We start from the raw sequence: 2,392 nt of genomic DNA, 5'->3' as shown, positions 1-2,392 counted from the left end.
AAAGTGTTCAAAACTACTTGACGCTTACACTAGGTTTATTGTAAAATCTAATGTAAAGAATTCTTTAACTTTATCATAACATTTGAAATAATGGTAATATATAAAATAATAGGAACAATTTTTACGTATTATAACCAACTGTTGATGAAAGACCGTATAATGGAGATGATAAAAAATGATAAGAGAAATTAATGCTATAATCCCCCACCCTTCTATAAGAAAGTTGTTATCCTATGCGACTTCTATTGACAAAGTTGATAATGTATATGCAAAGTACATTCAATCACCCAACCAACAATTATTTGGTTTTGTGAGAGAAGGGATTATCATTGGTTGTATCGGAGTAGCTATAGACCATAATAGTTGCGAAATTAAGCATATCGCTGTTTCTCCAATAGAAAGAGGAAATGGGATAGGACGTAAAATGATTCAATATCTCATTGAAAAATACACATTTACATCTATCATTGCAGAAACTGACATAGAAGCAGTGGCGTTTTATAGAAAGTTTGGATTTAAAATTACTTCATTGGGCGAAAAGTATCCTGGTGTAGAAAGATTTTTATGTGAATTTAAATAAAGTCCCTACTTATCTCATCCTAACTAAAATCCTTAATAGTAATTTGGCAGAATGCTTCTGTTAGTTCCTCCAAAGTTCCATCAAATTTTCCTTCTAACCAATCTTGATACATAGACGTTAAGCCACCAATAAGATAATGAACACGATAAACATACATTTTTGACTTTTGGCTTTCTTTAGGGATTTTCGAATCACTTAAAATTTTTTCAATGACGATTTCCTTTAATTTAAATATAAAGCTTGGTGCCCTCTGCGTATTTATGCCTAAACGATAAAAATCAATGTCTTGCTTTAAAAAATGAATTGTTTTGGTGACTGGCACTTAATCTATTAGATCGTCGACAATTGATGTATCAAATGTTATTCGATGAATCAGACATAACATACCACCTCTTTAAATACATACAATTCGCAAAAATATAGCTAAATCCTTCTTCTTACAAAAATTTGATATATCAGATATAAATAGCGCAAGAGAATAAGAAAAAAGCCCAACTTCTTATATTAAGAAATTGGACTAGCAAATAGTAAAGTTTTTAATTTTAATATGTTTTTTCGCTGGTATTTAGTTATTTTCGTGGCTGCAATAAAGTTGAATAAATAAGCAGAATATTTTTAACATAATTGTTAATTACGATGGTTAGCTACAATAATTTCTTTTAACCAAAAATAATCATTATAACTAATAAGCTAATAAAAATTGATATTGTAGCATAAATAAATTTATATTTAATTTGATAATAACGCTCGATAGTATTTAAAATACTTAAAAAGAACAAGAAGAATAAAACGCCAAAAACTTTAAGTGAAACACTATTTTTAATAAAAATTGATTCATCTAACAAGAGTAACATTCCACAAAATAATATACCAGACGTTATTCCTAAATAAATAAAAAGAACATGAAGTGATTTTAATATTTTCATTTTATTTTACCTTTCTATATTTCCATGCATATGCATAACTTGTACCACCAGCAAAAATTGCAACATCCGTCCAACCAAGATTAGCTTTTACTAAAGCTTTTGCTAAAGCTTTTCTCCCTACTTTTTTCGCTTCTCTTTTCATTGCTCTTTTCAGTGAATTTCTAAAAGATCTACTTTTTATAACTGACTTTTTAAAGGCTTTCTCAATTCCCTTTCTAAGAGACTTTTGCTTTTTACTATGTGAATAAATTGCTTTTACAGACTTAGTAATTTTATCAATATATACAGGTATTAAAGCAATAACTGTTTCAGCATTATCCCATCCTACATATTGGCTAAGCCAAAGTTTGAAACCATAGCGTATTGATTTTTTAAAGCGATTCCAAGATAAGGCTTTCTGACCATCCGGATCCACGTTCATCACTGGATTATTATTCGCATAAGTATATCCATTTTGTGATAAAGGTTCATCATCATCACCTGGATGTGGATCAAGTGCTAAGAATGAGCCATTCTCAGGATTATAGTATCTCGTTTGTAAATAGTAATTCTTTGTTTCTTCATCATAATAGTAACCCGCATATCGAATAGGATTGTCTTTTGCGACATCACCTTCTACGGATAATACATTTCCATAAGCATCATAACTGTAAGAACCAACTTCTTGGTCGTCCTGATCACGAATACTTAATACATCTCCACGATGATTGGTGATATATTGATAAGCTTTTGTTTGGAAGTTTCCTGTTGCATCCTTTTCTTTAACAATCATTCCAAGTGGTGTGTAGCCATTCCATTCATAATAACGGTATTGTGTAACTTTTCCATTTTTCTTTACGACTTCCATGTCTAGTACTTCGTTATTATAGAAGTATTCATGCGTTGT

General features: G+C 30.1%; 3 protein-coding genes. 1 reads left to right on the top strand and 2 read right to left on the bottom strand.

Going from position 1 to position 2,392, the window contains the following annotated elements:
* The first annotated feature begins 175 nt into the window (after window positions 1–175).
* A complete protein-coding gene (locus tag CW357_RS17880; RefSeq protein WP_124218800.1) occupies window positions 176–580 on the top strand; it encodes a GNAT family N-acetyltransferase in 405 nt (134 codons plus the stop codon).
* Window positions 581–599: 19 nt separating this feature from the next.
* Here the strand turns inward: CW357_RS17880 and CW357_RS17875 are convergent, their stop codons facing one another.
* Window positions 600–902 carry a TetR-like C-terminal domain-containing protein gene (locus CW357_RS17875; protein WP_124218798.1) on the bottom strand — a complete coding sequence of 101 codons (303 nt, stop codon included), beginning with the start codon at window positions 900–902 and terminating at the stop codon, window positions 600–602.
* 605 nt (window positions 903–1,507) lie between these two features.
* Window positions 1,508–2,392: RHS repeat-associated core domain-containing protein (locus CW357_RS18815; protein ID WP_305794149.1), on the bottom strand; the 885-nt coding region annotated here is incomplete at its 5' end.

It is taken from the genome of Rummeliibacillus sp. TYF005, from assembly GCF_003844195.1.
In the GTDB taxonomy this organism is placed as follows: domain Bacteria; phylum Bacillota; class Bacilli; order Bacillales_A; family Planococcaceae; genus Rummeliibacillus.
The sequence above is the reverse complement of the archived record's forward strand: the minus strand, read 5'-3'. Positions and strand labels throughout refer to the sequence as shown.

Excerpts from the sequence above, each read along its gene's own strand:
- CW357_RS17880 (WP_124218800.1), top strand. The coding sequence starts at position 176 with ATGATAAGAGAAATTAATGCTATAATCCCCCACCCTTCTATAAGAAAG.